The sequence below is a fragment of the Ruegeria sp. C6 genome (assembly GCF_056537625.1).
In genome coordinates this window covers 1162425-1188168 of sequence record NZ_JBQFRW010000001.1, presented here as the reverse complement: position 1 = coordinate 1188168, position 25744 = coordinate 1162425, and the positions used below count along the sequence as shown (strand labels likewise).

24 protein-coding genes and 3 tRNA genes are annotated in these 25744 nt (G+C 55.8%); 18 read left to right on the top strand and 9 right to left on the bottom strand.

Going from position 1 to position 25744, the window contains the following annotated elements; genetic code table 11:
• The first annotated feature begins 2 nt into the window (after positions 1-2).
• The 7 genes from ACR0MJ_RS05925 to ACR0MJ_RS05895 all read left to right on the top strand — a co-directional run bounded on the left by ACR0MJ_RS05925 (position 3) and on the right by ACR0MJ_RS05895 (position 7433).
• Entirely contained in the window at positions 3-1736 is a 1734-nt protein-coding gene (locus ACR0MJ_RS05925; RefSeq protein WP_480759836.1) for a sensor histidine kinase, read from the top strand.
• Positions 1733-2962: a sigma-54-dependent transcriptional regulator gene (locus ACR0MJ_RS05920; protein ID WP_480759834.1), complete on the top strand. Its 1230-nt coding sequence runs from the start codon at positions 1733-1735 to the stop codon at positions 2960-2962. Before ACR0MJ_RS05925 ends, ACR0MJ_RS05920 begins: the two co-directional genes overlap by 4 nt.
• A 318-nt stretch (positions 2963-3280) precedes the next feature.
• The gene (locus ACR0MJ_RS05915; RefSeq protein ID WP_480438504.1) at positions 3281-4282 is read left to right on the top strand and encodes a DctP family TRAP transporter solute-binding subunit; all 1002 of its coding nucleotides are present in this window, start codon (positions 3281-3283) and stop codon (positions 4280-4282) included.
• Between the two features lie 116 nt (positions 4283-4398).
• The gene (locus ACR0MJ_RS05910) at positions 4399-5076 is read left to right on the top strand and encodes a TRAP transporter small permease (protein ID WP_480759828.1); all 678 of its coding nucleotides are present in this window, start codon (positions 4399-4401) and stop codon (positions 5074-5076) included.
• Positions 5076-6452 (top strand): TRAP transporter large permease, encoded by a 1377-nt coding sequence (locus tag ACR0MJ_RS05905; protein ID WP_170393218.1) that lies wholly within the window; start codon positions 5076-5078, stop codon positions 6450-6452. Before ACR0MJ_RS05910 ends, ACR0MJ_RS05905 begins: the two co-directional genes overlap by 1 nt.
• 157 nt (positions 6453-6609) lie before the next feature.
• Entirely contained in the window at positions 6610-6921 is a 312-nt protein-coding gene (locus tag ACR0MJ_RS05900; protein WP_170595757.1) for a DMT family transporter, read from the top strand.
• A gap of 65 nt (positions 6922-6986) precedes the next feature.
• Complete coding sequence (locus ACR0MJ_RS05895) at positions 6987-7433, top strand: nucleoside deaminase (protein WP_170817714.1); 447 nt, start codon at positions 6987-6989, stop codon at positions 7431-7433.
• Between the two features lie 9 nt (positions 7434-7442).
• On the opposite strand, the gene tpiA is transcribed toward ACR0MJ_RS05895, so the two are convergent.
• A complete protein-coding gene (tpiA, locus tag ACR0MJ_RS05890; RefSeq protein WP_170465411.1) occupies positions 7443-8192 on the bottom strand; it encodes a triose-phosphate isomerase in 750 nt (249 codons plus the stop codon).
• A gap of 120 nt (positions 8193-8312) precedes the next feature.
• On the opposite strand from tpiA, the gene ACR0MJ_RS05885 reads away from it, so the two are divergent.
• A complete protein-coding gene (locus ACR0MJ_RS05885; protein WP_480759817.1) occupies positions 8313-9227 on the top strand; it encodes an isopenicillin N synthase family dioxygenase in 915 nt (304 codons plus the stop codon).
• Here ACR0MJ_RS05885 and ACR0MJ_RS05880 read toward each other — a convergent pair.
• Positions 9224-9589: a HesB/IscA family protein gene (locus tag ACR0MJ_RS05880; RefSeq protein WP_170465407.1), complete on the bottom strand. Its 366-nt coding sequence runs from the start codon at positions 9587-9589 to the stop codon at positions 9224-9226. The two genes, ACR0MJ_RS05885 and ACR0MJ_RS05880, sit on opposite strands and share 4 nt — an antisense overlap.
• A 164-nt stretch (positions 9590-9753) precedes the next feature.
• Here ACR0MJ_RS05880 and ACR0MJ_RS05875 point away from each other — a divergent pair, with 164 nt between their 5' ends.
• The gene (locus tag ACR0MJ_RS05875; protein WP_170393212.1) at positions 9754-10077 is read left to right on the top strand and encodes a hypothetical protein; all 324 of its coding nucleotides are present in this window, start codon (positions 9754-9756) and stop codon (positions 10075-10077) included.
• Between the two features lie 304 nt (positions 10078-10381).
• Here ACR0MJ_RS05875 and ACR0MJ_RS05870 read toward each other — a convergent pair whose 3' ends face one another.
• The 3 genes from ACR0MJ_RS05870 to ACR0MJ_RS05860 form a co-directional block, all read right to left on the bottom strand.
• On the bottom strand, positions 10382-10744 hold the full coding sequence (locus ACR0MJ_RS05870; protein WP_170393211.1) for an SUF system Fe-S cluster assembly protein: 363 nt from the start codon (positions 10742-10744) through the stop codon (positions 10382-10384).
• Between the two features lie 95 nt (positions 10745-10839).
• Positions 10840-11118 (bottom strand): NfeD family protein, encoded by a 279-nt coding sequence (locus tag ACR0MJ_RS05865; protein ID WP_170393210.1) that lies wholly within the window; start codon positions 11116-11118, stop codon positions 10840-10842.
• Positions 11118-12008, bottom strand: coding sequence for an SPFH domain-containing protein (locus tag ACR0MJ_RS05860; RefSeq protein WP_170393209.1), 891 nt, complete (start codon positions 12006-12008; stop codon positions 11118-11120). Before ACR0MJ_RS05860 ends, ACR0MJ_RS05865 begins: the two co-directional genes overlap by 1 nt.
• Before the next feature lie 175 nt (positions 12009-12183).
• Between ACR0MJ_RS05860 and ACR0MJ_RS05855 the strand changes: the two genes are divergently transcribed.
• The 4 genes from ACR0MJ_RS05855 (at position 12184) to lon (ending at position 17434) form a co-directional block, all read left to right on the top strand.
• Positions 12184-13095 (top strand): nucleoside hydrolase, encoded by a 912-nt coding sequence (locus ACR0MJ_RS05855; protein WP_480759814.1) that lies wholly within the window; start codon positions 12184-12186, stop codon positions 13093-13095.
• Between the two features lie 63 nt (positions 13096-13158).
• Positions 13159-14289, top strand: a complete 1131-nt coding sequence (gene tgt / locus ACR0MJ_RS05850; RefSeq protein ID WP_170596111.1) for a tRNA guanosine(34) transglycosylase Tgt — start codon at positions 13159-13161, stop codon at positions 14287-14289.
• Between the two features lie 92 nt (positions 14290-14381).
• The gene (locus ACR0MJ_RS05845; RefSeq protein ID WP_170405494.1) at positions 14382-14792 is read left to right on the top strand and encodes a DUF6636 domain-containing protein; all 411 of its coding nucleotides are present in this window, start codon (positions 14382-14384) and stop codon (positions 14790-14792) included.
• A 233-nt stretch (positions 14793-15025) separates the two neighbouring features.
• Positions 15026-17434: an endopeptidase La gene (gene lon / locus ACR0MJ_RS05840; protein ID WP_170393206.1), complete on the top strand. Its 2409-nt coding sequence runs from the start codon at positions 15026-15028 to the stop codon at positions 17432-17434.
• Positions 17435-17485: 51 nt separating this feature from the next.
• On the opposite strand, the gene ACR0MJ_RS05835 is transcribed toward lon, so the two are convergent.
• A complete protein-coding gene (locus ACR0MJ_RS05835; protein WP_480759811.1) occupies positions 17486-19072 on the bottom strand; it encodes an APC family permease in 1587 nt (528 codons plus the stop codon).
• A 248-nt stretch (positions 19073-19320) separates the two neighbouring features.
• Between ACR0MJ_RS05835 and ACR0MJ_RS05830 the strand changes: the two genes are divergently transcribed.
• Positions 19321-19548: a hypothetical protein gene (locus tag ACR0MJ_RS05830; RefSeq protein ID WP_170405503.1), complete on the top strand. Its 228-nt coding sequence runs from the start codon at positions 19321-19323 to the stop codon at positions 19546-19548.
• A gap of 75 nt (positions 19549-19623) precedes the next feature.
• On the opposite strand, the gene ACR0MJ_RS05825 is transcribed toward ACR0MJ_RS05830, so the two are convergent.
• A tRNA-Val gene (locus tag ACR0MJ_RS05825) sits at positions 19624-19698 on the bottom strand.
• A gap of 213 nt (positions 19699-19911) precedes the next feature.
• Here ACR0MJ_RS05825 and ACR0MJ_RS05820 point away from each other — a divergent pair.
• The 4 genes from ACR0MJ_RS05820 to uvrA all read left to right on the top strand — a co-directional run bounded on the left by ACR0MJ_RS05820 (position 19912) and on the right by uvrA (position 23750).
• Positions 19912-19988, top strand: a tRNA-Asp gene (locus tag ACR0MJ_RS05820).
• 52 nt (positions 19989-20040) lie between these two features.
• Positions 20041-20117, top strand: a tRNA-Asp gene (locus ACR0MJ_RS05815).
• Positions 20118-20219: 102 nt separating this feature from the next.
• Positions 20220-20786, top strand: a complete 567-nt coding sequence (locus tag ACR0MJ_RS05810) for a methyltransferase domain-containing protein (RefSeq protein WP_170393203.1) — start codon at positions 20220-20222, stop codon at positions 20784-20786.
• Positions 20787-20891: 105 nt separating this feature from the next.
• Positions 20892-23750, top strand: a complete 2859-nt coding sequence (gene uvrA, locus ACR0MJ_RS05805) for an excinuclease ABC subunit UvrA (RefSeq protein WP_480759806.1) — start codon at positions 20892-20894, stop codon at positions 23748-23750.
• A 74-nt stretch (positions 23751-23824) separates the two neighbouring features.
• On the opposite strand, the gene mmsB is transcribed toward uvrA, so the two are convergent.
• Both mmsB and ACR0MJ_RS05795 read right to left on the bottom strand, forming a co-directional pair.
• Positions 23825-24697 carry a 3-hydroxyisobutyrate dehydrogenase gene (gene mmsB, locus ACR0MJ_RS05800; protein ID WP_480759803.1) on the bottom strand — a complete coding sequence of 291 codons (873 nt, stop codon included), beginning with the start codon at positions 24695-24697 and terminating at the stop codon, positions 23825-23827.
• Positions 24698-24700: 3 nt separating this feature from the next.
• Positions 24701-25741, bottom strand: a complete 1041-nt coding sequence (locus ACR0MJ_RS05795; RefSeq protein ID WP_480759799.1) for an enoyl-CoA hydratase/isomerase family protein — start codon at positions 25739-25741, stop codon at positions 24701-24703.
• Positions 25742-25744: the final 3 nt, after the last annotated feature.

Below are 25744 nucleotides of genomic sequence, written 5' to 3'. Positions count from 1 at the left end.
ATATGCAACGTTTTTGGATCATAGCCGGTTTCTTATGCGCGGTCGGATTGCTGTCAGCGGCGGTCTGGACTTATGGCTATCGTCAGGCCCTGTCGCAACTGAGCGAGAAGGCCGAGGCTGATTTGGAACTGGCCGCCGACCGTCTGAGCACGCAAATGCAGGTCTATCAGGAAGTGGCCGCCTTGATGGCGGATCATCCTGCTTTGCAGGAGCTAGAAACATCAGAACAGCAACGGGCCGCCCGAAAGGTGCTGCTGGATGTGGCAGACAAAACCGCTGCCGTTAACGTTATGTACCTGAATCCGGAGGGTCAGGTTCTGGTCGCGGCCCAACCGGTGACGCGGCGCGATATGTCCGCACATCCGGCCTTCGAGCGCGCCATGCAGGGGGCCCTGGGCAGCGCACATGGGGTCGAAGACGCAAGCAGTGACCGCATTTATTCATACGCGGCCCCATCATTCGGGGATTTGGGCCAAATAGAAGGCGCGTTGATGGTTCTGGCCGATGTGCAGGATGTGGAACAAACATGGCGCGGCAGTACCGATGCGGTGTTTTTCGTTGATACGGATGGGGTTGTCTTTATCTCGAACCGATCGGATCTGCTACTATGGCGCCGCGGGCAAGGGCAGCAAGGGCTGATGTCACCAGAAGGTGAGAATGTCGATTTCGCCTCAACCCGGATTGCGGGATATGAAGTGTGGAAGCTCAATTGGGGTCGCTATCTGCCCCGTCGCGCCCTGCATCTGACGCTCGATCTTCCGGTGATTGCGATGACCGCAGAGATGCTGGTTGATGTCGCCCCGGCGCGCCGGTTGGCGGGGTTGCAGGCGGCGGCGGTTGCGGCGATCTGTTTCGCCTTTGGTGCTTTGTTGTTTCTGGCCTCGGAACGCCGTCGGACACTTGCAGAGGCAAATACCGTGCTGGAAAGCCGGGTCGCGCAACGCACGCGCGCCTTGACGGCGGCTAATAGCGCTTTGCGCCACGAAGTTGCCGAGCGGCAGGAGGCGGAGGCCGCGCTCAAACAAGCGCAGGCCGATTTGGTTCAGGCTGGTAAGTTGAGCGCTTTGGGCAAGATGTCGGCTGGCATCAGTCATGAATTGAACCAGCCCTTGATGGCGATTCAGCAGTTCGCCGACAACGGGTCCGCCTTTCTTGAGCGCGGCAAGGGCCAGAGAGCTGGCGAAAATCTGGGCCGTATTTCCGATATGGCCGCACGCATGGCGCGGATCATCAAGAACCTGCGGGCTTTTGCGAGAAATGAAAGCGAACCAATGGGGCGCGTTGATCTGGTCCAGGTTCTGAACACTGCCACCGAATTGACCGAGGCGCGCCTGCGCGATGAGAATGTCGCGTTGGAGTGGGTGCCGCCAAAGGATGCGGTCTATGCTTGGGGTGGAGAGGTGCGACTGGTACAGGTGTTTGTCAACCTAATCAATAATGCAGCGGATGCGATGGTCGATCGACCGACGCGCAGGATATTGGTCACTCTGTCAGGGGGGAAGCCTATTCGCGTGTCGGTGCGGGATACCGGACCCGGCATCGAGGACCCCGACCGCGTGTTTGAGCCGTTCTACACCACAAAAACAGTTGGGACGTCCGAGGGGATGGGTCTGGGGCTGTCGATATCCTACGGTCTGGTTCAGAGCTTCGGGGGGGATATTCGCGGTGCCAACACGGACGAGGGTGCTGAATTCACGGTTGAACTGGAACCCTTTGAAGAAGATGAGGCAGCATGATCCGCAAAGTGCTTTTGGTCGATGATGATGCCGCCGTACGTGAGGCCTTGGCGCAAACCCTCGAATTGGCCGAGTATGAACCGGTCACCGCGGGATCTTTCGTGGCCGCAAAGGATCATATTCATCGTGACTTCGGCGGTGTGATCATCTCGGATATTCGCATGCCGGGGCGGGATGGGTTTCATCTGCTCGCATACGCGCGCGAGGTTGATCCTGAGCTTCCGGTGGTATTGCTGACAGGTGAAGGCGATATCCCGATGGCGGTACAGGCCATGGGGCAGGGAGCATTTGATTTTCTGGAAAAGCCCTGTGCAGCAGCGGATTTATTGGCGGTACTCGAACGAGCCTTTGCCGCGCGCGCAGAAATTCTGCAGGAACGCGAGCAACGGCGCGAACTTGAGCGTGGCGATCCCGCAGCACGCATGCTGTTTGGGTTGTCAGATCAAGCCGAGGCCTTGCGTGAGCGAGTGCGGAGCGTAGCGCCAACACGGGCCGAGGTACTGGTTACCGGGCCAGCGGGTAGCGGAGTTTCAAAGGTCGCTGAAGTTGTCCATCTGATGTCTCCGGTTGGACAGGGGCCATTTGTCAAACGCCCTGCCTCAGGCCTGAACCCGGATGATTTATTGCGTGTCTGCAAGGACGCGGCAGGCGGATCGCTGTATCTGGATGAGATCTCGGCGATGTCGGATGCCACGCAATACGCCGCGCTGGAACTGATCGAACAAGGGACGGAAGCCAGAATCATCGCAGGGGCAACGGCCGATTTGTCGGACCTTACTGCACAGGGAAGGTTCAATGCCGATCTGTTCTATAGGTTGGATGTCATGCGGGTGCGAATCCCGGCCCTGTCAGAACGGCCCGAGGATATCCCCGTCATCTTTCGCCGCTATGTGGCGCAGGCCGCTGAGCAGGCCGGGATTGCGGAACCTGAAGTGACACCCAAGCATCTGGCCTCGCTGATGGCGCAGGATTGGCCGGGCAATGCCCGATCGTTGATGTCGGCGGCAATGCGGTTTGTGTTGGGGATGCCGGATGAGGTTGCACAGGCCGCTGATCTGGGGTTGAGCGAGCAATTGGCGCGTGTTGAGAGGTCTTTGCTGATTGCAGCCCTTGGGCGCCACAATGGCAAGGCTGCGGATGCCGCCAAGGCACTGAAGCTGCCGCGCAAAACTTTTTATGACAAGCTGACCCGCTACCACATTAGGCCAGAAGACTATCGTCGTTAGCAAAACACTTCCGCTAGGGCGAGCCGCGGCTGCGCTGCGTCTTAAGCGAGCGATTCGCTCGCATCGATTCGGATATTGTGCGGAAATTCGCACAAGGTGCTGACTGCCTGTGCGAAAAATCGCACAGCGTAGTTCTGCCGAAACACCAGATTTATAACGAACATAATTTAACTGTAAGAAATTATTCGGAAAAAACAGATTTCAGCAACATCTAAACAAAATGTTGAGAGTGAGGAGCCGATTCGGTTCACTCCGCAACATACGGCGCTGATTGAGCGCTCGATGGAAGTTTTAGGGAAGTCTGGGAGGATAAGACTGATGAAATTCCTGACAACGGCAGCAACTGCAATCGCACTGTCCGTGACAGCGACCGCTGGTGTAGCAGCTTGCGATGATGGCGAGATCGTCGTGAAGTTTGCGCATGTGACCAATACGGACAAACACCCCAAGGGCATCGCCGCTTCGCTGCTTGAGCAGCGCGTCAATGACGAGATGAACGGCGTGATGTGCATGGAGGTTTATCCGAACTCCACTCTTTACAACGATGACAAGGTTCTTGAAGCGATGCTGCAGGGCGACGTGCAGTTGGCCGCGCCCTCGCTGTCGAAGTTCGAGAAATTTACAAAGCAATTCCGCCTGTTCGATCTGCCGTTCATGTTCAAGAACATCGATGCTGTGGATGCGTTCCAAGCCTCGGCTGATGGTCAGGCGATGAAAGACAGCATGCAGCGCCGCGGCCTTCAAGGGCTGGCATTCTGGCACAATGGCATGAAGCAGATGTCTGCAAACAAGCCGTTGGAAGATCCTTCGGATGCGAACGGCCTGAAGTTCCGCGTTCAGTCATCGGACGTATTGGTTGCCCAGATGGAGGCAATTGGTGGCAGCCCTCAGAAGATGGCGTTCTCGGAAGTGTACGGTGCTCTGCAACAGGGCGTTGTTGACGGGCAGGAAAACACCTGGTCGAACATCTACGGCAAGAAGTTCTTCGAGGTGCAGGACGGCATCACAGAAACGAACCACGGTATCATCGATTATCTGGTTGTAACCTCAGTTGACTGGCTGGACAGCCTGGAGCCTGAAGTTCGCGATCAATTCCTGACGATTCTCGCCGAAGTGACCGAGACCCGTAATAAGGAGGCCTTTTCCGTAAACGAAGCTGCCAAGGCTTCGATCACTGACGCAGGGGGCATCATCCGGGAACTGAACCCCGAGCAGCGCCAGGCCTGGGTCGATGCAATGAAGCCAGTCTGGGACAAATTTGCCGGTGACGTTGGTCAGGACAAGATCGACGCCGCACAGGCGATCAACGCCGGGTTCTGATCCCGGTTCAAGCCACGCGTCCGGGGACTGGGGAGTTATGGACGCATAGGCTGGGCGGGCCTTAATGGCCCGCCACACTCCCACCACTCTCATCAAAAAAATGCGGGGACAGAGAGATGTCTGGTGCGAAACCCGGCCAAGGCGGGCTGGTCGACCATATCGAAGAAACCATGATTGCGTGCCTGTTGGGTCTGATGACACTTGTCACCTTCGCCAATGTGATCGCGCGGTTTGTATTCAATTCTAACATTCTTTGGGCGCTGGAACTGACAGTATTCACCTTCGGTTGGTTGGTGCTGCTGGGTGCGTCTTATGCAGTGAAGAAGCATGCACATCTGGGTGTTGATGCGATCCTGAACATGCTGGCCCCCGCGCCACGCCGGGTTTTAGCGCTGATAGCCGTTGCTTGCTGTCTGGTGTTTTCTCTGCTCCTGCTCAAGGGGTCGTATGACTACTGGGCAGTGTTTGCCGATCTGCCGCCAACCTCGGGTCGCTGGTTTCCGACCGGCTTTGACATGAGTGCGCGCAGCCAGAGCTTCTATGAAGTTGATGATATCCCGATGGTCGCGCCGCTGCGGTTTCTGGAAGATATGATCAACTATGGCGAGTATTACGAGAAACTGCCCAAGGTCGTTCCGTATTTCGTTCTGCCTCTTTCGATGTTGCTGCTGGTGATCCGTTTTGCACAGGTCGCGGTACAGATTTGGCGCGGTGAAACTGATCGCCTTGTAGCTAGCCACGAGGTTGAGGACGAGATCGAAGAAGTCCGCGCCCAGCAGGGGGAGCATGACTGATGGACGTCGTACTACTTTTCTCGATGGTCATTGGCCTATTGTTGATCGGAGTTCCGATCGCGGTGGCACTTGGTCTCAGCTCGACCCTCTTCCTGCTGATCTATTCCGACAGCTCATTGGCTTCGGTCGCTGGCACGCTGTTCGAGGCATTTGAGGGGCATTTCACCCTCTTGGCTATCCCGTTTTTCATTCTCGCGTCATCTTTCATGACCACAGGTGGAGTGGCGCGGCGGATCATCCGGTTCTCGATCGCTTGTGTAGGGCACTTGCCCGGAGGTCTGGCAATTGCTGGCGTCTTCGCGTGTATGTTGTTTGCGGCCTTGTCGGGGTCGTCTCCGGCGACAGTTGTCGCAATCGGGTCGATCGTCATCGCTGGCATGCGTCAGGTGGGCTATTCCAAGGAATTCGCCGCCGGTGTTATCTGTAACGCAGGGACACTGGGCATTCTGATTCCGCCATCAATCGTGATGGTGGTCTATGCGGCAGCCGTGGAGGTTTCGGTCGGGCGAATGTTCCTTGCAGGCGTTATTCCGGGTTTGATGGCCGGTCTGATGCTGATGATCACCATTTACGTCATGGCCAAGGTCAAGAACCTTCCCAAAGGCGATTGGAAAGGTTGGGGCGAAGTTTTCACCTCGGCGCGCGAGGCCGGTTGGGGTCTGTTCCTGATCGTCATCATCCTCGGCGGTATCTACGGAGGTATCTTTACCCCGACCGAGGCCGCGGCTGTTGCTGCCGTCTATGCGTTCCTGATCGCAAGTTTTGTCTACAAGGATATGGGGCCGCTCAGCACCGAAGGGGATGCGCAGAACATCTCGCTGCTCAAGAAACCCTATGCGTTGATCACGGCCTTTGTGCACCCCGACACCAAGCATACACTTTTCGAGGCGGGCAAGCTGACTGTCACGCTGCTGTTCGTGATCGCCAACGCGCTGATCCTAAAACATGTGCTGACGGATGAGCAGGTGCCTCAGCATATCGCAAGCGCCATGCTATCGGCGGGTCTGGGGCCAGTGACTTTCCTGATTGTGGTCAACGTGATCCTGCTGATCGGTGGCCAGTTCATGGAGCCCTCAGGTCTGCTGGTCATTGTGGCCCCGCTGGTCTTCCCGATTGCCATCGAGTTGGGTATCGATCCGATCCATCTGGGCATTATCATGGTGGTGAACATGGAGATCGGGATGATCACGCCTCCGGTCGGGTTGAACCTGTTCGTAACCTCGGGCGTGGCAGGTATGCCGATGATGAGTGTTGTGAAGGCAGCGTTGCCGTTCTTGGCCGTGCTGTTCGTCTTCCTCATCATGGTTACGTATATCCCGTGGATTTCGACATTCCTGCCCAACACATTCATGGGGCCTGAGATCATAACCAACTAGATCGGTTAAACCGAGCATATGAACCGGGCGGTGTAATCCGCCCGGTTTTTTTTGTCTTGAAACTGATGCCCAAACGCATATCTGAGGGTCAGAGGACGACCTCACCATCATGGACGATTATTCGGGACGACCCGATCTCGGAAAGTGAGGTGTTCTTATGCCCTGGATATTACTGTTGTTTGCTGGCCTGCTCGAAATCGTCTGGGCCGTCGCGATGAAGCAGACCGCTGGTTTCACGCGGCTGTGGCCGACGGCGATCATGGGTGTTGCGATGATCGGGTCATTTGGCCTGCTTGCAATGGCCATGCGGGATCTGCCGCTTGGTACCGCCTATACGATCTGGACCGGGATCGGCGCAGTAGGGGCGTTCACTGTTGGCGTCCTATTCCTGGGCGAAGCGCTGACGCCCATGCGGATCGGCGCTGCGGTTCTAATCGTGACGGGTTTGGTCATCATGAAACTGGCCTAAGCGTTGACCGCCAGATTGGTGTCGGGCAGCTTTGCGAAACAACTCCGAACAAAGGACACCTGCATATGCTGACCGACACCGATGCACGCTTGCTGCGCGTCGCCTATGATGAGGCGAAAGCTGGATTTGACGAAGGAGGCTGCCCAATCGGTTCAGTGCTTGCGCGGGGTGGTGAGGTCGTTGCGCAAGGGCGTAATCAGCGTGTCCAACTGGGCGACCCGATTGCCCATGGGGAAATGGATGCGCTGCGCAAGGCAGGGCGGCAGAAGACCTATCGCGATACTGTGCTCTATACCTCGCTGTCGCCTTGCATGATGTGTTCTGGCACGATCGTACAGTTCGGTATCCCGCGTGTTGTGATCGGAGACACCGTGAATTTTGGCGGCAATGAGGACTTCCTGCGCGATCGCGGTGTAGAGGTCATCATCGCAGATGACCCGGACTGCATTGCATTGATGAAGCGTTTTATCGAAGAGAAGCCCGCGCTTTGGGCCGAAGATATTGCCGAATGAAGTTGGCGATCAGGCGCTTTCAAGCGCCTGAATGATGCCCGAGAAATCATTTGCTTTCAGACTGGCGCCACCCACCAACGCTCCGTCAACATTTGAAACGCCAAAAATCTCGGCAGCATTACCAGGTTTGACCGATCCGCCATACAGCAGGCGGACTGACCGGCCGACACCTTCGCCAAATCGGCGTTCGAGACGTGCGCGTATGAAATCGTGCACTTCTCCGATCTCTTCCAACGTTGGAACCTTACCGGTGCCGATGGCCCAGATCGGCTCATATGCGACAATCAGGTTCTCGCCTGTCGCTTGATCCGGGATCGAACCTGACATCTGTCCACCGATGATATCCAGAGTATTTGCTGCTTCGCGCTGTTCAAGGCTTTCACCAACGCAGATGATCGTCTTCAGGCCTGCATCCATGGCGGTGCGGGCTTTGGCACGGATGTCTTCGTTCTGCTCAGCATGATCTTCACGGCGTTCGGAATGGCCAAGGATCACTGCGCTCGCCCCTGCATCCAACAGCATCTCGGCACTCAGATCCCCGGTATGCGCACCCGAGAGCGCCGCGTGGCAGTCTTGGCCGCCAACGGTAATGCCCGAACCTTCAACCGTATTTGCCGCGCGATGAAGCAAAGTGGCTGGTGGGCATATCAGGATTTCTACCGCAGAAGATGGGTGCGAGGCTTTCAACGCTTCCAACTCGCTCAGCGCAACGCCAGTTCCGTTCATTTTCCAGTTGCCTGCCGCCAACTTACGCCGCATCGCGATCCCTCCGGTTTTCTGCTTTGAACCCTCGGATATCACCCGCAGGCGGGGCTGACAATTCCGGTTGCATAGCGCTACTTGTCAGGACACATTGCGCGCGTTGTTGCGGAGGATGGCATGATAGACGATCTCGATCTCGCCAAATTGGATCTGCGTGATCCAGCTGAGATGGAAAAGCTGAGACATGCTGTTCGCCAGATCGGATTTCTAACAATCTCCAATTCCGGCCTCGATGCCGCCCGTGTGAAGCAGGTGATTGACGCGTATCGCGATTTTTTTCGTCAACCCGATGAGATCAAGCAGAGCGTCGATATGGCAGCTACGGGTGCCAACCGCGGTTGGGGTGCGCCGCGTTCCGAACAGGTGGATCTCAGGGCGAACCCGGATTTCAAAGAAGTCTATGATAGCGGTTTTGAACTGCCAGCCGATGATCCCTATGCGGGGCGTGGATTAAGTGTGTATGCCCCAAATCTCTGGCCAGACGGGGCCGACGCCTTTCGGAGAACGATCCAGAGTTACTATTCAGATGCCTGCTCAGTTGCCATTCGCGTTTTGCGCGCGATTGCGATTGCCATCGGTAGGGATGCAAACAGTTTTGATGCGGCCTTTGATACGCCAATGGCGCTGCTGCGCGGTAACTTCTATCCGCAACGCCCTGATTGGGCGGGAGAAAAGGACTTTGGTATCGGCGCGCATACGGATTATGGCTGCCTGACTTTGCTGGCCACGGACGGCACACCGGGTCTGGAAGTTCGTATGCCTGATGGCGATTGGCAAGCTGTAAACGCCACGCCGGGACAATTCATAATCAATTTCGGGGAGATGCTGGAGTTTTGGACGGCAGGAGAAGTCAAAGCGACCGAGCATAGAGTCAAAGGCAGCGTGAACGAGAGGATCTCGGTTCCGTTGTTCTTTAATCCTTCTTACGACACAAATGTTGCGCCCCCGGGTTCATACGCCACGATCCGCGCTGGAGAGCACCTGACGCGGCGATTTAATGAGACCTACGTCCACCTAAAAGCTGCGAGTTAGCGTTGTTCAGCCAAGGTTTCGTCGAACTTGATCGATTCTCCGCATCCGCATGCATCGACTACATTCGGGTTTCGGAACTTGAACCCGGCCTCAAGCAGTGAAACCTCGTAGTCGATCTCGGTTCCGAACAGGAACATCTGTGCCATGGGGGCGATCATTACACGCGCGCCATCCTGCTCGACCACTTCGTCGTTCGGGTCGGCATCATCGACGTAGTCCATGGTGTATTCCATCCCCGCACAGCCGCCTTTCTTGACGCCGATGCGCAATCCGGTGTGACCGCCGGATTTCATAAGCCGAACAATCTGTTCAGCAGCTTTAGGTGTCATGGTCACGGCTTGTTTGCCGGGAATGCCAAACATGGTGGGCTCCGTTATCGCGCGTTATCTCTAATCTAAGGCCGACACGCGCCGGGCTCAAGAGAGAGCCTGTTCAAATACACACTCCGCGCAGGGTTGTCACGATGGTGCGCAAAGCTTTAGCGTACCTGAAGTAAAGGACAGGCATTCCAGAGAGGTTTGGATCGATGAGAGCGCAGAACTGGGCAGGAGCAGCCATTTTCACATCTATGTTGCTGGCGTCCGCGTCTGCGGCACTTGCGATAGATGACACAAAACGGCACCCGGTCAACTGTGCTACCGCACCCGGTGATCTGCGCGCAATCGCAGCTGAAAAGAAACATGCCGAGGACCAGCAGGCTGAAAGCGTGTTCTCGATCCTCCCTGCCGGTGCCTTGCTGGGTCTCGTCACAGGAACCGAGAGCAAGCACCTGAAGATGCTGTCAGGCGACTATATAAAAGAGCTGGACGCGCGCGCTGCTGAAATCAAGTCGACCTGTAACATCGAATAATCAAACAAAAAGGGCCGCTCTCGGGCAAGAGCGGCCCGGAATGGGCCCATTGAATGGGGGATGGCTATGGTCAGAGGCCCATGCAATTCACGAAGTATGTCAATTTAGCGGGGCAATCGGATAAGACGCCCGCTACTCGACATCCTGCGCCAGCACGTCCAGCAGATCGAAAAACGCATGCTTAATCACTGGGTCAGTACCTGAGGACCTTGTGACCCAGCATTGTGACAACATGAAAACGGTTAAGTAACACGCAGTACACCGTTTTGTAACATCGCCATGTTTTTTGTGAGTAAGTCGAGAGTTACATGAAACCCAGCTCAAGCCGGGCTTCATCTGACATCATTTCCATGCCCCAAGGTGGCTCCCAAGTCAGTTCGACGTCGACCTCTTTGACGCCAGCAACGGGTTCGATTGCTTCCACGATCCAACCGGGCATTTCGCCTGCGACAGGACAACCTGGCGCAGTGAGGGTCATGATCACCTTGACCGCGTTTTCTCCGGTGATGTCGATCGTATAGATCAGACCGAGATCGTAGATATTGACCGGTATTTCTGGGTCAAACACCGTCCGGCAAGCTTCGACCACGGGTTCGTAGAGCGGGTGATCGATGGTCGAGGGAGCGATCAGAGGGCTGCCTTCGAACTGTTCACTGGGGTGGGTCATTGATGCCTCGGGTCTGTTACCTGAGAAATTATATAGGGAAAGTGCCGGGCAGCGTCCAGAGGTGCCGTGGCGCCTGATTTGGGCGCCACGACAGATCAGTCGTTGATGTCGTGCCTGAAGGTTTTGACCTGACCGTGCGGCAGGGCAAACATACGGCGCAGAACCAGCCATGCGACCAGTGACAGAACAGCAAATATCAACAGCAGAACGGGCAGGGATGGCGTGAGGCCAGGGATCAGCAAAGCCACTCCGGTAATGGCTGCACCGATGGCAAAACCCAGGAAAATGAAGCCGGGCAGCGCGACCTCAAGGATGCCCAGAGCAAGCGCTCCGGCCAACCAAATCCACCACGTCAGCCAGAAAGGATCGGCCATCATTTTCCTCCTTTAAGCATGTTAAAGGCATTGCCGAAGGCTTCAAGTGCGTTTGCAGGCACAACGATGGTCTGCGAGCCGGTGCCGTTGCCCAGGGCGTTCAGCGATTCCACCTGTTTCAACGCAACCTGATACTGTGCCGCTTCCAGCCCGTTGTCCTGAATGGCCTTTGCCACGACCTGAGTCGCATAAGCTTCGGCCTCAGCCGAGATTCGGCGGGCCTTGGCGGTCTGCTCTGCCGCATAAAGTTCGGCATCTGCCTGCAGCTCAACGGCACGCTTTTGACCCTCGGCCTCGGTCACCTGCGCGCGGCGGGCACGTTCGGCGTTCAATTGCTGCAACATCGCGTCACGAGTGGCCTGATCGAGGTTCACGTCCAGAATCTCAGCGCGGGTTACTTCGATCCCCCAATCGTCAACAGCGGTTTCTACGCTTTCCTGAATACGTTCAATCAGTTGCGCCCGGTTCGATTGCACTTCATCCAGGTCCATCTTGCCGATCTCGGCGCGGACGATACCGGCTACAGTCGTTGCAATCGCACCGTCGACATCGCGGATGCGATAAACCGTCTTTTCTGGCTCGAGAATGCGGTAGAACACCGAGGTATCGATCTGCACCAGAACGTTGTCCTTGGTAATTGCGTCTTGCGTTGCGTTTGGCAACTGACGCTCAAGGATGGATATCTTGTGGCGGGCAACATCTAGAAAAGGAACGATAAAATTGATCCCGGGCCCAAGCACCGAATGCAGGCGGCCAAACCGTTCAACCACGTACTTTTCGGATTGAGGCACGATTTTGATGCCTTTGAATATGACAATGGCAATAAGCGCCGCTGCCAGCAGGTAGATAATGTTCGAAGTAATCAGTCCGATAATCTGGTCTTCTATCATACTGTCCTCATTTATTGTGTACTATGGTATACATATGGGGATTGAGTCGCTCAATTTCAACTCTGGTATGGATTGTGCTGGCCGGAATGCAAATCGGTGAAAACGTTCATACCGGCCAGAAATTCCCTTTTGTGGCAGCTTTGCATCCCACTGGTGTTTGCGTTATCGGACGAGGATGAAACTGATTATCGATACAGACCCCGGCATCGACGACGCAATGGCCATTGCCTATGCCGCCGCTGCGTCCGAAATTGACCTGATCGGCCTGACCACCGTGTTCGGCAACACCCATGTGCATCAATCCAGCCGCAATGCGCGGTTTCTGGTGGACAAACTGAGGCTGGGCATACCCGTGGCCCAAGGCGCGTCCTCCGCTTTGGGAGAGAGCACGCATTCACCTTCGGAACATGTGCACGGCCCCGAAGGCTTTGGTGACCTGACCCAGATTGAAGAGATCGGTGAAAACCACGCCTTGTCCGCCGCAGAGTTTCTTGTCGACATGGCGCGCAGCCATCGCGGAGAGCTGGTCGTATGCGCGGTTGGGCCATTGACCAATATCGCTGATGCCATGCGATTGGACCCCGAGTTTGCGGACAATCTTGGCAAGCTCGTCATCATGGGCGGGGCCGTGTACTGCCCGGGCAATATCACCGAACATGCCGAGGCGAATATCTATCACGATGCCAAAGCTGCAGACGAAGTCTTTGCCGCGCCGCCGCCTACGATTCTGGTGGGATTGGATGTGACTCTGAAAACGCTCTACGAGACCGCTGATTTTGAGGCGCTCGCTGAACGTTCCCCTGACATGGGTCGTTTTCTGCGTGATATCTCGCGCTTCTATTTAAAGTTCTACAAAGAGATCGGTGGGCTTGAAGGGTGCGGATTGCATGACTCGACTGCCGTTATCGCCTGCACCCATGAACCGATGTTCGAAATGGTCGAAACGGGTTTGCAGGTGGCGTTGGACGGGGTTGAGATCGGTGCGACTCGTCCTGACCCTGCACGGCCACCAGTGCGAGTGTGCCGGGATGTCGATGGGGCAGGGGTGGTGCGCCTGTTTACGGACCGTGTAGCCTCGCTGCCCTGACGGGTTGCAATGCCCTTGCAGATCGGGCAAAGCCTGCCCGGTTCAGCGATCCAAGGCGTTACCATGACCCAGCGATTTTCTTTCGACCTGAAAGCCACCGATGGCAAGGCCCGCACAGGCGTGATCAACACGCCGCGCGGTGAGGTGCGGACGCCGGCGTTCATGCCTGTGGGCACAGCCGCGACCGTCAAGGCGATGATGCCGGAAAGTGTGCGCGCCACGGGTGCCGATATTCTGTTGGGCAACACCTATCATCTGATGCTGCGCCCCACGGCCGAGCGGATTGATCGTTTGGGAGGCCTGCACAAATTCATGAACTGGGACCGCCCCATCCTGACGGATTCGGGCGGGTTTCAAGTGATGTCGCTGGCGGGTTTGCGTAAACTGACTGAGAAGGGCGTGACCTTTAAATCTCACGTCGATGGCTCGAAGCACGAATTGACGCCGGAACGGTCGATGGAAATCCAACGCCTTTTGGGCTCGGACATCGTCATGTGCTTTGATGAATGCCCTGCGCTGCCCGCCGATCGCGACCGCATCGCCGAGTCCATGCGCCTTTCGATGCGGTGGGCCGCGCGGTCGCGCGAAGCGTTTGGAGACCGCCCCGGACATGCCCTGTTTGGGATCATGCAGGGCGGGCTGGAACAAGATCTTCGGGAAGAAAGTGCCGAGGCACTTAAGCAGGTCGGTTTTGAAGGCTACGCCGTCGGCGGCCTTGCCGTGGGTGAGGGGCAGGAGGCCATGTTCAGCTGCCTTGACTATGCGCCTGACTTCTTGCCCCAGGATAAACCGCGTTATCTGATGGGCGTAGGCAAGCCTGATGATATCGTAGGTGCCGTTGCACGCGGGATAGATATGATGGATTGCGTTCTACCTTCGCGGTCGGGTCGCACCGGGCAGGTGTTCACGCGTTACGGTGTGGTCAATATCAAGAACGCCCGCCATGCTGACGACCCACGCCCGCTCGATGAGAACTGCACATGCCCCGCGTGTTCAAGTTATTCTCGGGCCTACTTGCATCACGTGTTCCGCTCGAATGAGATGATCTCGGGCATGCTGCTGACTTGGCACAATCTGCATTACTTTCAGGAAATCATGCAGGGAATGCGGGACGCGATTTCACAGGGCACATTCGCAGAGTGGCAATCGCAATTCCACGCGCTTCGGGAGCAAGGCGATATTGAACCGCTGTAGATTGTGGCCATTGCGGTGACAAACGCGGTATTTTTTGCTATACTGTTCGCGCATTATTTACCATTTTCATTTGTTTTGTTCAGGAGGATTCAATGCCTCGCTTTATTGTTTCTATCGCAATCGTTCTTTGCGCATCGACATCTCTTGCGGATGTCTGGACCTTCGAAACCCCGTCCGAGAATATTCAGTGTGTCGTCGGGCAGGGGGCGAGTGTTTCGGACCTGTCTTGCACCATAATTGAGCGCAGCGGAGCGCCTGCGTTCCCGCGCCCGGCGGATTGCCAGTCGGACTGGGGACATGATTTTTTCATGACCAATACGGGCGCCGTCCGCATGCTGTGCCAACCAGTCAGCCATAACCGGGACGGATTTGACCGTGCAGACTACGGCGTAACCGGAGAGTTTGGCGGGTTCGTCTGCCATTCCTCGAAAAAGGGCTTGGAATGTAGAAACGAAGTCGGTCATGGCTTCTTTTTGTCGCGAGCTAAGCAGAGGGTGTTCTGATCCACGCTGGATGATTTGTTGCCCGTTTTAATGCTGGGTTCGCTAAAATCGGTGGATATGTCTGTCGGATGCCTTGAAGTCCCCAAATCATCGGGTCATGCTGCATCACGACAAATGACGATGAGGTTGAAATGGGGGAACAGGTGCCCCACCTTTATCGTCCAAGACAGGAGATGGCCAAAGGTTGCCTGAATCAGGGACCAGCGCCGTCTTGCCAATGATAAGGATAGAGCATGCAAGAGCCTCTGAATTCCTCATACCCCGTCCTGCCGCTGCGCGATATCGTGGTCTTCCCACACATGATCGTGCCGCTGTTCGTGGGCCGTGACAAATCGGTCCGCGCCCTGGAAGAGGTGATGCAGGATGACAAGCAAATTCTGTTGTCCAGCCAGATTGATCCCGGTGAGGATGATCCGGAAATCGACGGTATCTACCGTTCGGGCGTTCTGGCCAATGTACTGCAACTGTTGAAGCTGCCCGATGGCACCGTCAAGGTGCTGGTCGAGGGTCAGGCGCGTGTGCAGATCACGGAATTTCTTGAAAACGATCAGTTTTTCGAAGCCCGCGCCGAGTATCTTACCGAGATTCCAGGTGATGTAACCACCACCGAAGCACTGCTGCGCACCGTCGCGGACGAGTTCGAGCGCTATGCCAAAGTGCGCAAGAACATCCCCGAAGAAGCGCTGGCTGCTGTTGGTGAAACCACCGAGCCTGCAAAGTTGGCCGACCTTGTGTCGGGTCATCTGGGCATCGAGGTTGAACAGAAACAGGAACTGCTTGAGACGCTCTCGGTGAGCGAGCGGCTTGAGAAGGTCTATGGCCTGATGCAGGGCGAGATGTCGGTTCTGCAGGTCGAGAAAAAGATCAAGACCCGCGTCAAATCCCAGATGGAGAAGACGCAGCGCGAATACTATCTGAATGAGCAGATGAAAGCCATTCAGAAGGAGCTTGGCGATGGTGAGGACGGCAGCAACGAAGTTGCCGAACTGGAAGCCAAGATCAACGAGACCAAGCTGTCGAAAGAGGCGCGCGAAAAGGCCGAGGGTGAGCTGAAAAAGCTCAAGAACATGTCGCCCATGTCGGCTGAAGCAACCGTCGTGCGCAATTATCTGGACTGGATCCTGTCACTGCCGTGGGGCACCAAATCCCGTGTCAAAAAGGATCTGGGTCGCGCGCAGGACATTCTGGACGCCGATCATTATGGACTTGAGAAAGTCAAAGAGCGGATCGTCGAATATCTGGCGGTTCAACAGCGCTCGAAAAAGCTGAAAGGCCCGATCCTGTGCCTTGTTGGCCCTCCGGGTGTGGGTAAAACCTCGCTGGGTAAATCGGTCGCTAAAGCCACGGGGCGCGAATTCATTCGCATCTCGCTGGGTGGTGTGCGCGACGAATCTGAGATTCGTGGCCACCGTCGGACTTATATCGGGTCGATGCCCGGCAAGATCATTCAGGCGCTGAAGAAGGCGAAAACCACAAACCCTCTCATCCTGCTCGATGAAATCGACAAGATGGGGCAGGATTTCCGTGGCGATCCAGCCTCGGCGATGCTGGAGGTGTTGGACCCGGAACAGAACAACACGTTCATGGATCATTATCTTGAGGTCGAATATGACCTGTCCAACGTGATGTTCCTGACCACGTCTAACAGCTACAACATGCCTGGGCCTCTGCTAGACCGGATGGAGATCATCCCGCTGGCCGGTTACACCGAAGAGGAAAAGAGCGAGATCGCCAAGCAACACCTGATCGACAAACAGGTCAAAAACCATGGTCTGAAAGCCAAGGAGTTTGAGCTGACCGATGAGGCGCTGCAATCGATCATCCGCACCTATACCCGCGAGGCGGGTGTGCGGAACCTCGAACGCGAAATCGCCAAAGTGGCGCGGAAATCGTTGACCAAGATCATCAAGAAAGAGGCGGAGACCGTAAAGGTGACGCCCGACAATCTGGATGATTTTCTTGGAGTGCCCAAGTTCCGTTATGGCTTGGCTGAACAGGACGATCAGGTTGGTGTAGTCACTGGCTTGGCTTGGACTTCGGTCGGTGGTGATCTGCTGCATATCGAGGCTCTGAAACTGCCCGGCAAAGGGCGGATGAAGACCACTGGTAAGCTGGGCGATGTGATGAAGGAATCGATCGACGCGGCGTCGTCTTACGTCCGATCAATTTCGCCTCAGATCGGAGTTAAACCGCCGCAGTTCGACAAAATCGATATCCACGTACACGTGCCCGATGGTGCGACGCCAAAGGATGGTCCGTCTGCGGGCTTGGCTATGGTGACCTCGATTGTTTCGGTCCTGACCGGTATTCCTGTGCGCAAGGACATCGCCATGACAGGCGAGGTTTCGCTGCGCGGCAACGCGATGCCGATTGGCGGGCTGAAAGAAAAACTGCTGGCTGCCCTGCGTGGCGGGATCAAGACCGTCCTCATTCCCGAAGAGAATGAAAAGGATCTGGCAGATATTCCCGACAACGTGAAAGAAGGGCTGGAGATCATCGCGGTCAAACACGTCTCGGAAGTACTGGAGCAAGCGTTGATACGTAAGCCCGAGTCAATTGAGTGGGATGAGGCCGCTGAAGAGGCCGCTGCCGCTGCCGCCAAGGCGGCCGAAGGGGCAGGACCGTCGGCAACAGCCCACTAAGCCTGAAACAGATTAATTAGAAAGGCGGGGTCATTCCCCGCCTTTTTTTGTTCAAAGTCCAATGACAGGTTTGGCCGGGTCCAGCACCTCTTCGTTTTCGATGTAAGCCTGGAATTTTTTGTCTGACAGCGCCGAGCGTACGGCGAGCGCAAAAATCACCGCCGAAAATGCCGCACACAGCACAATGTCCCAACCAAACGGGATCTGCTTTTGCGCGCCTTCTCCAAACTGACCCATGTAAGAGATCAGCCCCAAACCACAGAAATAGGGCATCAGCCAAAGCGCCTCGGTTGCGTCCATTTCATCGAGCCGATTGTGAAAGCGGATCAGCAGCAGCGCCATGCCGATGAGCAGTGCAATTCCCAGCCTCCAGACCGTGTCCCATCCGCTCCAGTAGACGATCAGGGTTGATATCGCGAAGGCCGTGAGCCCGACAAGTTTGACGGCGGGAATACGGATTGAGCGCGGGCGGTCAGGCATCAGATCGCGTAAACACACCACGGCGATTGGGCCGACCGCGAATGAAAGCACAATGGCGGCCCCGTTCAGGGCGATTACGGTTGCGAACGGGACCGTCAGTAAAAACAGAGTGCCAATCAGAAAGTTGAGAGCCAAGGCCCAAAGCGGTACTCCGAACGATGACAAGATCTGCAAACGTTTCGGCAGGAACCCGTTTTGCGACAGGGCCAGAGCGATACGAGCGTTCGATCCTGTTGCAACCAACCCATTGCCAAACGGGCCGATGACCGACCCGACGTTCAGCAAGCTGAGGAACCACAATGTCCCGACGGACATTATGACGCCATCCAAGGGACCTTGTCCGCCAAAGTTGAGGCTTGCCCAACCATTGCGGATCATCGCGGGATCAAGCGCGCCGATAAAGGCCACCTGTAATCCAAGGTAGATCAAGGCACATAATACAATGGATAGAACCAGAGCGGCCGGGATGTCGAATTTTGGGTTTCGAACTTCTCCTGCCATATCAACAACATGTCGGAAACCTATAAAGGAAAAGATCACCCCACCGGTTGATACTGCGGCCATGATGCCTTTCAGGCCGTAGGGGGCGAAACCGTCAGGGGCGGAGAAATTCTGCACGTCAAAGCGGGTCGCGATCAACAACACGGACAACACTATCGGAATGGCAATCTTGGCCCAGGTCAGCGTTGCATTTACCTGTGCAAAAAATTTTACGCCCAGTGCGTTCACAGCGACGAACAGCAACATGAACAGCAAGGCGACCGAAACACCAGCGCCGGTCAGTTCGCCGGTATCTGCGGCGTGGAGCCATGACGCGTAGGGCGCGAGGTATTTAAGCATGGCTTCAACTTCGATCGGAGCGGTGGTGTTGTAGCCAATCCAGGCCGTCCATCCCATCGCCATCGACACGATGTTGCCGTGTGAGAACTGAGGGACGCGTGCGATTCCGCCTGGGATAGGTAACATCGCTGAAATCTCGGCGAATGTTATTGCCAGTATGAACATCGCAACGGCGCCAATAATCCAAGAAAGAACCGCGGCGGGGCCTGCGTGTTGCACGGCGAGTAGGGGGCCGAAAAGCCAGCCTGACCCAATGATTCCTCCAACCGAAATGAAGGTCAGGCCGACCAGGCCAATTTCCCGCTTCAGTTTCGCCATGTTATTTCTCGCCCAAAGAGGGGTGCCTTATTGGTGGCTATGACATCAGGATAAGCAGGCCACGGGAAACATGGCAAGTGCCACATATCATGCAGAAAATTCGCGAGAACGCGGTCTGCCCGATTCATTTTCTAAATCCTGCTGGGCGTGTTCTTCGAAACGCGATCGCCGGCAATAGGTATTTGAAGTGGAATTGACTCGGAACATGAGGCACGCTGGTCGTCTGTGCCAAGGTAGGAGAACCCAGGATGCCTCTGTACAATGATATGTTCGAGCTTTCGGTCGAAGATATGGATATAATCGAAGAGGCGATGCGTCATGCCATAGCTTCCAGATCAAATGTCCCTGTTGACGAGAGGGTAGAAGAAAGGGAAACCCGTGAAGACTTTGTGCGCAAGGCACACGACCTTCTGGGGCGTCTGCATGACCAAAAGGTTTTTTATCGTCCTAAATCCGGCGTGTATGTCGGAGGATGACAGCATTGTGCTCGCAGCGTTGAACCAAATGGCTCCAAAACGCTTCAACTATGCCGCATAAGCATTTGAATAATATGGTGGGTGATAAGAGATTTGAACTCCTGACATCTTCGATGTGAACGAAGCGCTCTACCACTGAGCTAATCACCCATAGCGGCGTTTGATACAGTGGCTTGTGTTTCGCCGCAAGTTCAAAGCGTTCAAATTGCAGCGCGTCAGACGAAATCCGGTTTTCACACATTGCCCGCCAAGTCGTATAGATCGGAAAAAATCAGGTTCGAGCAAAAAACTTGAAAACGCCGCTTGACGATGCCGGGGTGTAGCCATAATACACCCCAACGTTCAGAGATGAACGGGCAGTGGGCGGTTGTAGCTCAGTTGGTTAGAGTACCGGCCTGTCACGCCGGGGGTCGCGGGTTCGAGCCCCGTCAACCGCGCCATCGCTGCCAGCCTTTGATCCGGGCAAACGGATCGCACATAGACCCTAAATGCGCGGTTGTAGCTCAGTTGGTTAGAGTACCGGCCTGTCACGCCGGGGGTCGCGGGTTCGAGCCCCGTCAACCGCGCCATTTCCTTCGATTTAGAAAGTCATACGCCCTTGTGGGCGTTTTTTTGTGCCGACATCTTACTGATCTTATGGTTTATTGCCTGCAAAACATCAGGGGCAAGCAGTGACCAGTCTAAATCGAGTCATCATGGCACGGCGCAGCCGGCAGTGGGTCCGCGGCCTGAAGCCGGAAACACTTGATGTCATTGAGATTTCTGGTTCGTGGGGTAAGCAATTTGGATTTTGCAGCTATGAACAGATTTGGCATAAGCAACATGATATCTGCACCGGACCCGTTCTGAACAAACAACAGCAGGTGCGAAAGGTCGATCTGGTTTTGGCCAATCAGGTGTGGGAGCACTTGGATCGCCCGGTTGAAGCCACGCTGAACGTGCTGGAGATGCTAAGACCCGGAGGGTATTTCTGGCTGGCCGTCCCGTTCTTCATTCCGTTTCACGCCGCTCCGCATGACTGTTCGCGCTGGTCTGCGCGCGGATTGAAAAACCTGCTCACTGAGTGTGGGTTCGACCCGGATCTCATCCGGGCCGAACAGTGGGGCAATCGGCACGCCGCTTTGCGCAATCTCGAACTTGAATGGCCTCCTGTTTATGACCCTGAGACAGACAATTTGGAGAACGATCCCGATTTTCCAATCTGCGCATGGGCTCTGGCTAAGAAAACCAGTGCTTAAGCCGAGTGTCGAAAAATCGCCTGTTCTTACTTTGTTCTAATTTTTTGGTTGGAGACTCAGCCGCTCTCGCCTATCTCTGAGTGACGTTGGTTGTTGGGGGCCTGAATGGCTGAGCTGAAGAATATCGAGGTGCGCGGTGCGCGCGAGCATAACCTCAAGAGCATTGATGTCGACATCCCACGGGATCAGCTGGTGGTGATCACTGGCCTGTCGGGCTCGGGAAAGTCTTCTTTGGCATTTGATACGATCTATGCCGAAGGGCAGCGCCGCTATGTCGAAAGCCTGTCGGCCTATGCGCGCCAGTTCCTCGATATGATGGAGAAGCCTGATGTGGATCACATCAGCGGACTAAGCCCCGCGATTTCGATCGAGCAGAAGACGACCTCAAAAAACCCGCGTTCGACCGTGGGCACCGTAACCGAGATCTACGACTATCTGCGCTTGCTCTTTGCCCGTGCTGGTACGCCTTACAGCCCGGCCACAGGATTGCCAATTGAGGCGCAGCAGGTGCAGGACATGGTCGACCGGATCATGACGATGGAGGAGGGCACGCGCGGCTATCTGCTGGCCCCCATCGTTCGTGATCGGAAGGGTGAATATCGGAAAGAATTCCTTGAGCTGCGCAAGCAGGGTTTTCAGCGCGTCAAGGTAGATGGTGAGTTCTATGAATTGGATGAGCCGCCGACACTGGACAAGAAGTTCCGCCACGATATCGACGTCGTTGTCGATCGTCTGGTGGTACGAGAAGGCATGGAAACACGCCTGGCCGACAGCCTAAGGACCGCACTGGATCTGGCGGACGGGATCGCAATCCTCGAAACCGCACCGAAGGAGGGCGACCCGGAACGGATCACATTCAGTGAGAATTTTGCTTGCCCGGTCAGTGGGTTCACCATCCCCGAGATCGAGCCGCGCCTGTTCTCATTCAACGCGCCCTTTGGGGCTTGCCCCGATTGCGACGGGCTTGGGGTCGAACTGTTCTTTGATGAACGTCTGGTCGTGCCGGACCAGACATTGAAACTCTATGACGGGGCGCTTGCGCCCTGGCGGAAGGGTAAATCACCGTATTTTCTGCAAACGATCGAAGCTATCGCGCGACATTACGAGTTTGACAAGAACACTTCCTGGAAGGACTTGCCCAAGAAAGTCCAGCAGGTGTTTCTGCGCGGGTCTGGTGATGAAGAGATCCAGTTCCGTTATGATGAAGGTGGCCGCGTCTATCAGGTTACCCGAAGCTTTGAAGGCGTCATCCCCAACATGGAGCGCCGCTATCGCGAGACTGACAGCGCCTGGATTCGCGAAGAATTCGAGCGCTATCAAAACAACCGACCCTGCGGCACATGCAAAGGCTACCGTCTGCGTGCTGAGGCGCTGGCCGTCAAGATCGCGGGTTTGCACGTCGGGCAGGTCGTCGAAATGTCGATCCGCGAGGCGCTGGCCTGGGTTGAGGATGCCCCAAATCATCTGAGCGCACAAAAGAACGAGATCGCGCGCGCAATTCTCAAGGAAATTCGCGAGCGGTTGGGTTTTTTGAATAATGTTGGATTAGAATATCTTACGATGTCTCGTTCAAGTGGCACCCTGTCCGGAGGTGAAAGTCAGCGTATCCGTCTGGCGAGCCAGATCGGCTCGGGCCTGACCGGGGTATTGTATGTGCTCGACGAGCCATCGATTGGTCTGCACCAACGCGACAATGATCGTTTGCTGGGAACGCTTAAGAATTTGCGTGACCAGGGCAACACGGTCATCGTCGTTGAGCATGACGAAGAGGCCATTCGCGAGGCGGATTATGTGTTTGATATCGGTCCCGGTGCAGGAGTGCATGGCGGACAGGTGGTCAGCCACGGTACGCCCGAGCATATCGCCGGCGATGCGGCCTCGATCACCGGTCAATATCTTTCGGGCACACGCGAGATCCCGGTGCCAGTTGAGCGGCGAAAGGGAAAGAAGCAGAAAGTGACCGTTGTTAAGGCGACGGGAAACAACCTCAAGAACGTGACGGCCGAATTTCCGCTCGGAAAATTTGTTTGTGTGACCGGTGTGTCTGGCGGTGGAAAATCGACGCTGACGATTGAGACTTTGTTCAAAACCGCCTCGATGCGGTTGAACGGCGCTCGCCAGACACCGGCGCCCTGTGAAACGATCAAAGGGCTTGAGCATCTGGACAAGGTGATCGACATAGACCAGCGACCCATTGGCCGGACTCCACGTTCAAATCCAGCGACTTACACCGGGGCTTTCACCCCGATCCGAGACTGGTTTGCCGGGTTGCCAGAAGCCAAAGCGCGTGGATACAAGCCCGGGCGGTTCAGCTTTAACGTCAAAGGCGGCCGGTGCGAAGCGTGTCAGGGTGATGGCGTCATCAAGATCGAGATGCACTTTCTGCCTGATGTTTATGTCACCTGCGAAACCTGCAAAGGCGCGCGATATAACCGTGAGACGCTTGAGATCAAGTTCAAGGGTAAGTCCATCGCGGATGTACTTGATATGACAGTGGAAGATGCGCAGGAGTTTTTTAAAGCGGTGCCATCGATCCGTGACAAGATGGATGCCTTGGCTCGCGTTGGGCTCGGCTACATCAAAGTTGGTCAACAGGCGACCACGCTCTCCGGTGGTGAGGCGCAGCGTGTAAAGCTCTCTAAAGAACTGAGCAAGCGATCAACGGGTCGAACGCTGTATATTCTGGACGAACCCACAACGGGTCTGCATTTCGAGGACGTACGTAAACTGTTGGAAGTCCTGCACGAACTGGTCGACCAAGGAAATACTGTTGTTGTCATCGAACATAATCTCGATGTCGTAAAAACCGCCGACTGGATAATCGACATTGGCCCGGAAGGTGGCGATGGCGGAGGTCAGATTGTGGCTGAGGGTACGCCCGAAGACGTCGCTGAATGTGAGCGTAGCCACACTGGGCGTTATTTGAAGCCAATGCTGGATGGGCAAGCCGTAGCTGCCGAATAGGAACAGAGCGAGAGAAGAAAATGCTGCGAATTTTCTTCTCTGGTGCTTCGTAGAGCGCTGCGTTCTGAGGTTGTTCAGTCTCTGGACCGCTTCTCAAAACGTGGCAGCATGGCGCTGAAATCGCGCCCCAAGCCATCTTCGTGTTCGACAAACGATTCATAGAGCTTTGTCGCAACCTGTCCCATGGGCGTATCGGCATTCGCACTTTCGGCGGCCTGTTGGCTGAGGCGTAGATCTTTCAACATCAGCTCGGCGGCGAAACCAGGGGTATAGTCATTGTCGGATGGGCTTTGGGGTCCAACGCCTGGGGCAGGGCAATAGGCGTTCATTGTCCAGCTGTACCCTGACGAGGTGCTGACCACATCGAACATCTTTTGCCGGTCCAGTCCCAATTTATCAGCAAGCGCAAATGCCTCGCAGGTCGCGATCATCGTCACGCCGAGGATCATGTTGTTGCAGATTTTGGCGGCCTGACCCGCGCCAGCTTCACCGCAGTGAACCGCTTTTTGCCCCATGATTTCAAATAACGGAGCCGCCTTGGCAAAAGCTGCGTCAGATCCACCGGCCATAAAGGTCAAAGTGCCTGCAGCGGCCCCACCAATCCCGCCGGATACAGGTGCATCAACTGATAGCAGACCAGCCTGAGCAGCTTGCTGCGCCACCGCGCGGGCGCTGTCGACATCGACCGTAGAGCAGTCAATCAGAACCGCGCCGTCTTGCATTTCAGGGACAACTTCATCAGCCACAGCGCGCAGAATTTGCCCGTTGGGAAGCATGGTGATAACCACGTCGGCTTCCGCAGCAGCGGCAGCGCCGGAAGACGCCATGGCCACGCCTTCGATGGCGACATCAACTTGATCAAAGCCGATGACGTCATGGCCCGCGCGCGCCAGATTGGCCGCCATCGGGCCGCCCATGTTGCCAAGCCCTATGAATGCGATTTTCATCCCTTACTCCTCTGAAAAGCTTAAAGCATCCGCACCGAGCGGCTGCAGCATCTTGGACACTGCGACGGCAGGCACATCCAAATCTGCAAACTGCCAATTCGGGTTGCGATCCTTGTCGATGATCTGGGCGCGAATGCCTTCCAGAAAATCGCCATGCTCCATCGCGCGATAGGTAAACCGGTACTCCAGATCCAGCGCTTTTTGCAATGTCAGGTTGGTTCCGCGCAGCCGATGCAACATCTCGACAGCACAAGCCATGGAGATAGGAGAGTTTCGCTGCAGTGTGCCGAGAATTTTCGTCGAAAATTCTGTGTCATCGCTGCGCAAGCTGTTCAGGATATCGCCAAGGCTTTCTCCGCTGAATAGCCTGTCAATCTCGCCCTGCATTTCAGCCAAGGGGCTATCCGGTGCGGGCACTGCATGCTCATCCACCAGTTCCGCCCGTCCAGAGGCTTCCAACTGGTCTATCAGCCCCGCCCAATGCTCTTGGGGAATGAAATGGTCGGCAAACCCGGCATAGATCGCATCTCCGGGCCCCATGCGGTGGCCGGTGGTGCCCAGATACTCGCCCAATCGCCCCGGCGCCAGCGCCAACATCAGCGATCCGCCCACATCAGGAACCAGCCCGATTGAGCATTCCGGCATCGCGATCTTTGAGCTTTCTCCAACCACTCGATGGCTGCCATGGCACCCGATGCCAACCCCGCCACCCATGGTGAAACCTTGCAGGAAGCTGATCACTGGTTTTGAGTACTCAAAAATCAAGGCATTCAGGCGGTATTCGTCGCGCCAAAACGTTTGGCCATAAGCATAGTCCGCCTTGGTGCCGGTCGCATAAAGCTCGGCAATATCTCCGCCAGCGCAAAAGGCTTTGTCGCCTTCGGCATCGAGAATGATCAGATCGACTTGATCATCCTCACGCCAGTTGCGCAGAGCGGTATCAATGGCCATGCACATCTCATAGCTAAGGGCGTTCAGGGCGTGTGGTCGTGTCAGCGTGATGCGCCCGGCACGGCCTGTGGTGCGAATGTCGATATCGGACATCAA

Excerpts from the sequence above, each read along its gene's own strand:
- mmsB (WP_480759803.1), bottom strand. The coding sequence starts at position 24,697 with ATGAAAATCGCATTCATAGGGCTTGGCAACATGGGCGGCCCGATGGCG.
- ACR0MJ_RS05910 (WP_480759828.1), top strand. The coding sequence starts at position 4,399 with ATGTCTGGTGCGAAACCCGGCCAAGGCGGGCTGGTCGACCATATCGAA.
- ACR0MJ_RS05925 (WP_480759836.1), top strand. The coding sequence starts at position 3 with ATGCAACGTTTTTGGATCATAGCCGGTTTCTTATGCGCGGTCGGATTG.
- tgt (WP_170596111.1), top strand. The coding sequence starts at position 13,159 with ATGACCCAGCGATTTTCTTTCGACCTGAAAGCCACCGATGGCAAGGCC.
- ACR0MJ_RS05845 (WP_170405494.1), top strand. The coding sequence starts at position 14,382 with ATGCCTCGCTTTATTGTTTCTATCGCAATCGTTCTTTGCGCATCGACA.
- ACR0MJ_RS05915 (WP_480438504.1), top strand. The coding sequence starts at position 3,281 with ATGAAATTCCTGACAACGGCAGCAACTGCAATCGCACTGTCCGTGACA.
- ACR0MJ_RS05865 (WP_170393210.1), bottom strand. The coding sequence starts at position 11,118 with ATGGCCGATCCTTTCTGGCTGACGTGGTGGATTTGGTTGGCCGGAGCG.
- ACR0MJ_RS05795 (WP_480759799.1), bottom strand. The coding sequence starts at position 25,741 with ATGTCCGATATCGACATTCGCACCACAGGCCGTGCCGGGCGCATCACG.
- ACR0MJ_RS05870 (WP_170393211.1), bottom strand. The coding sequence starts at position 10,744 with ATGACCCACCCCAGTGAACAGTTCGAAGGCAGCCCTCTGATCGCTCCC.
- ACR0MJ_RS05830 (WP_170405503.1), top strand. The coding sequence starts at position 19,321 with ATGCCTCTGTACAATGATATGTTCGAGCTTTCGGTCGAAGATATGGAT.
- ACR0MJ_RS05905 (WP_170393218.1), top strand. The coding sequence starts at position 5,076 with ATGGACGTCGTACTACTTTTCTCGATGGTCATTGGCCTATTGTTGATC.
- ACR0MJ_RS05885 (WP_480759817.1), top strand. The coding sequence starts at position 8,313 with ATGATAGACGATCTCGATCTCGCCAAATTGGATCTGCGTGATCCAGCT.
- lon (WP_170393206.1), top strand. The coding sequence starts at position 15,026 with ATGCAAGAGCCTCTGAATTCCTCATACCCCGTCCTGCCGCTGCGCGAT.
- ACR0MJ_RS05880 (WP_170465407.1), bottom strand. The coding sequence starts at position 9,589 with ATGTTTGGCATTCCCGGCAAACAAGCCGTGACCATGACACCTAAAGCT.
- ACR0MJ_RS05895 (WP_170817714.1), top strand. The coding sequence starts at position 6,987 with ATGCTGACCGACACCGATGCACGCTTGCTGCGCGTCGCCTATGATGAG.
- ACR0MJ_RS05920 (WP_480759834.1), top strand. The coding sequence starts at position 1,733 with ATGATCCGCAAAGTGCTTTTGGTCGATGATGATGCCGCCGTACGTGAG.
- ACR0MJ_RS05855 (WP_480759814.1), top strand. The coding sequence starts at position 12,184 with ATGAAACTGATTATCGATACAGACCCCGGCATCGACGACGCAATGGCC.
- tpiA (WP_170465411.1), bottom strand. The coding sequence starts at position 8,192 with ATGCGGCGTAAGTTGGCGGCAGGCAACTGGAAAATGAACGGAACTGGC.
- ACR0MJ_RS05835 (WP_480759811.1), bottom strand. The coding sequence starts at position 19,072 with ATGGCGAAACTGAAGCGGGAAATTGGCCTGGTCGGCCTGACCTTCATT.
- ACR0MJ_RS05900 (WP_170595757.1), top strand. The coding sequence starts at position 6,610 with ATGCCCTGGATATTACTGTTGTTTGCTGGCCTGCTCGAAATCGTCTGG.
- ACR0MJ_RS05875 (WP_170393212.1), top strand. The coding sequence starts at position 9,754 with ATGAGAGCGCAGAACTGGGCAGGAGCAGCCATTTTCACATCTATGTTG.
- uvrA (WP_480759806.1), top strand. The coding sequence starts at position 20,892 with ATGGCTGAGCTGAAGAATATCGAGGTGCGCGGTGCGCGCGAGCATAAC.
- ACR0MJ_RS05860 (WP_170393209.1), bottom strand. The coding sequence starts at position 12,008 with ATGATAGAAGACCAGATTATCGGACTGATTACTTCGAACATTATCTAC.